Source organism: Dietzia sp. UCD-THP, from assembly GCF_000349585.1.
Classification (GTDB): domain Bacteria; phylum Actinomycetota; class Actinomycetes; order Mycobacteriales; family Mycobacteriaceae; genus Dietzia; species Dietzia natronolimnaea_A.
In genome coordinates, this window is record NZ_AOSR01000113.1 from 1 (window position 1) to 3,258 (window position 3,258).

Consider the following 3,258-nt stretch of genomic DNA (forward strand, 5'->3'; position numbering starts at 1 on the left):
TGGGCGATCTGGGTCGACTGGACGAGGACGGCTATCTCTACCTCAGTGGCCGCGCGTCGTTCATGATCATCTCGGGCGGGGTGAACATCCATCCCGAGGAGATCGAAGAGGTCCTGTCCGGTCACCCCTCCGTCGCGGACTCCGCGGTATTCGGTGTCCCTCACCCGGATTTCGGCGAGGAGGTCGTGGCCGTGGTCGAGCCAGCCCCCAGCGTCTCCGCCGGGCCCGATCTCGCGACCGAACTGGCAGAGCACTGCCGCACGCACCTCGCCCGGTTCAAGGCGCCTCGCCGGTTCGAGTTCGTCGACGATCTACCCCGGCTGCCCACCGGCAAACTCAACAAGCGATCGCTGCAGGACCGGTACGCCGGTCAGTAGGCGACGGCGGGGTCGAGCGGGTACGCCCTGAGCGCCTGCTCGACCGCCGTGGACGGGTCGACGGTCTGATCGTGCATACGGCCGGCATCAGCAATGCTCGGCAGGACGCTGATCGACACGTACCCTTCTTCGACCAGCGCGGCGTCGGTGCCTACGCCGAGCCCCTTGGTGTTCTCGTACCGCTCGAGGCGGAGGCTAGAGTCCTTCCGCTGGATGCGCAGGCCCATGAGGCCACGGGGAGCCAACCCTGCCAGCCGCACTCCCTTGAGGTCCTCGACCCCGAGGTTCGGCACGTTCACGTTGAGAACCGTCCGGGCGGGACTGTGGTCGATCATCCAGTGGACCGTCTCCACCGCTACCCGGGCCGCGGTGTCGAAGCGGTGCTCTGGGGCGAAGCCGGCACTGATGGCCACCGCTCTGACACCGAGAGATCCTGCGGCGAGGGCGGCGCCGACCGTGCTGGAGGCCAGCAAGAATCTGCCAGTGTTGAAGCCGTCGTTGATCCCGCTGACGACCAGCTCCGGCCGGGGTCCCAGGATCCCCGTGCAACTGGCCAGAACGCCGAACGCCGGCGGGGCGTCGAAGACCCTGATCGGCACGCCTGGCAGTCTCGGCAGCTCCCGCTCCGCGTATGCGACCTCTGTGCCGTGCTCGATCGAGCCGATCCCCGAGCCGGTGCCGCTGCGGTCGGTTGCGGGCACGGCCACATCCACCTGGTGCCCTTCGGCCAGCAGCGCCCGGGTCAGCGGGACCAGGCCAGGACCGTCGATCCCGTCGTCGTTTGTCACCAGTATGCGCACTGTGCCCTCCTCGGGCTTGGTCGAGTTTCGCCGATCGAGACTTCAGCAAGGGCTAATTGTGACCCAGCGGTCACTGTATTGTCTATCCGCTGAGGCTTGACCTGCCGGGAACGGTGCGACCGGTCTGCAAAACCTCGAAACTTGGAGCCTTGACAAGTGATACCAGTCACATGATGATGTGAACTATCCGTCACTTCCAATGACGGCATCGACCTTGCAAGGAGTCCCATGTCCGAGTGGCCTATCAACAACGCGGTGTCCCCAGTGTTCCCGCTGTACTCGCGCGCGAACGTCGGGGAGATCTTCCCCAACCCGATCAGCCCCCTCAATGCCTCAGCCGGCTTCCAGCACAACCTTGAGCCCGGTTGGCGGGATGCGTTTGTGGCGTGCAAGGTGTGGGACGACAGTTTCTACGACAAGTCCCAGGTGCCGATCACCGTCCTGCCTGCGTTCGGCAGCTACCTGTACATCAATATGTCCTTGATGCGCCTCTTCGGCGCACGCGTACCGGGGATGTCGCCTGAGGCCGTCGACCTGCAGTACTTCGGCGACATGCCCGGAATCCCGAGTTATGAGAGCGAACGCCGGGACTTCGACGAGGATCCGGTGTTCGAGGAGAAGGCCGGGCAGTGGCTGGCCGAGGAGGTGCTCGGCGCGACCGGGCTTCCGCTGTACGACAAGGACCGCCAGGAAGTGCTCGAGATCCGCCGGAATCGCCCGGACATCTCGTCCATGACCGATCAGGAGCTGCGGGATCGGATCACGTCCTTCGATTACATCCTGCGCCCACTTTTCCAGCGTCACATCGAGGCCAGCTTGAAGTGCGGCGTCGGGCTGGGTGCCGTCGCCCAGTTCGCGGAGGCGGTCGGCAAGCCCGAACTGTCGCTGGTCCTGGTCGGGGGCCTCGGCGATGTGGACTCCGCCATTCCCTCGAACAAGATGTGGGAGCTCAGCCGCCAGGCTCAGGCGCCGCAGATCGCTGCGATGTTCGACGAAGGTGTGACCGGGCTGCGTGAGCGGTTGGCCGCCAGCCCCGACCCCACCGTGGCGGCGTTCTCCGCCAATCTCGATGCGTTCCTCGACGAGTGGGATTTCCGTGGGTCTGCCGAGTGGGAGATCCGCGCGAAGACCTGGTCGCTCACCCCGGAAGTCGCTCTCGGAACCATCAACAGCATGCGGAGCGTGGTCGACTCAGAGAGCCCCCAGGCGAAGAACGCTCAGCGCGCAAAGGAGCGGGAGGAGGCGGTCGCGGGTATTCGCGCGGCCCTCGAGAGCGACCCCGAAGCACTAGCCCAGTTCGAGGCCACCCTTAACGGTTCGGCTCTGTGGATGCGTGGGCGCGAGCGCGCGCGCACTACAGCCGCGATGGTGATCCACGAGATCCGCCTTCCCGCTCTTGAACTGGGCCGTCGGGGGGCAGCGGCCGGCCACCTCAAGAACGTCGACCAGATCTTCATGCTGTTCGCCTCGGAGCTCGACGACTACCTCGCCGACCCGGCCTCCTTCACCGAGATCCTCGCCGAGCGGGAGGCCAGCTACCTGGACCTGTTCAACTACATCCCGCCATTCGTCGTGGCAGGCGAGGCTCCGGACCTGTCCACCTGGGAGCGGGTCGACAGCGGCCCTGTCCCTTCCCTTCCTGCGGGGGGCGAGATCGCCGGCGTGGCCGGTTGTAACGGGGTCGCCCGGGGTCGGGCGCGAGTGCTGCTCTCCCCCGATGATCCGAGCGCCCTTGAGCCCGGCGACATCCTCGTGGCCCCGATCACCGACCCGTCCTGGACGCCACTGTTCGTGGCAGCCGCCGGCGTCATCGTCGATGTCGGTGCGCCCTTCTCCCATGCCGCGATCGTCAGCCGCGAACTGGGCATCCCGTGTGTCGTATCGGCCACAGGAGCGACCAAGAGGATCGCCGACGGTGCCCTCATCGAGGTCGACGGCACCACCGGAAGGGTCACCGTCCTCGAAGACGCCCCGTCCACCGCTGTGGGTGCCTTCTAGGCAACCGCGCGAAAAGATAGTGGCTGCCCGCGAAATTTCCCGCGGGCAGCCATTTCTGCCTTGTCACCGTCGCCCCGCCACCC

Annotated in this window: 2 protein-coding genes and 1 pseudogene; 2 read left to right on the forward strand and 1 reads right to left on the reverse strand. The window is 66.2% G+C overall.

Annotated elements, in window-relative coordinates; genetic code table 11:
- Positions 1–377: pseudogene (locus tag H483_RS0119345) on the forward strand (acyl-CoA synthetase); the annotation flags it as partial.
- Here the strand turns inward: H483_RS0119345 and surE are convergent.
- Positions 371–1,177, reverse strand: coding sequence for a 5'/3'-nucleotidase SurE (surE, locus tag H483_RS27215; RefSeq protein ID WP_017836460.1), 807 nt, complete (start codon positions 1,175–1,177; stop codon positions 371–373). The pseudogene H483_RS0119345 and the gene surE overlap by 7 nt on opposite strands.
- Before the next feature lie 228 nt (positions 1,178–1,405).
- On the opposite strand from surE, the gene H483_RS27220 reads away from it, so the two are divergent.
- On the forward strand, positions 1,406–3,175 hold the full coding sequence (locus tag H483_RS27220) for a PEP-utilizing enzyme (RefSeq protein ID WP_017836461.1): 1,770 nt from the start codon (positions 1,406–1,408) through the stop codon (positions 3,173–3,175).
- Positions 3,176–3,258: the final 83 nt, after the last annotated feature.

Coding starts and splice junctions, on each gene's coding strand:
- H483_RS27220 (WP_017836461.1), top strand. CDS start 1,406: ATGTCCGAGTGGCCTATCAACAACGCGGTGTCCCCAGTGTTCCCGCTG.